The following is a 261-nucleotide window of genomic DNA, read 5'->3' as shown; positions in this document are numbered from 1 at the left end:
AGGTACGACCGGGCACATGGGTAACAGATCAGACCGGGCACACAGGTAACACTTTTTGTGGTCAGTCGATTCGGATAATACGCTTTTCTGCCCGGTCATAATACGCAAGGATGAGCCTGTCGAAGAGGATGACGTCAATGCCGTCGTCCACTTCCAGGAACCGCACATATTCCCCCCGTAACGCCGCGCTCAGGAAGGTTCGCCCGTTCAGCCTCAGGTCGCCTTTTTCACCGACTTTGTACAGCTTCGCCCCCTCCGGAT

General features: G+C 55.6%; 1 pseudogene. It reads right to left on the bottom strand.

Annotated features, from left to right (window positions below):
* Positions 1-61: 61 nt before the first annotated feature.
* Positions 62-261 (bottom strand): annotated as a pseudogene (locus tag CBW22_RS26450) (integrase core domain-containing protein); the annotation flags it as partial.

Source organism: Pantoea sp. VS1 (assembly GCF_002207995.1).
In the GTDB taxonomy this organism is placed as follows: Bacteria; Pseudomonadota; Gammaproteobacteria; order Enterobacterales; family Enterobacteriaceae; genus Pantoea; species Pantoea dispersa.
The sequence above is the reverse complement of the archived record's forward strand: the minus strand, read 5'-3'. Positions and strand labels throughout refer to the sequence as shown.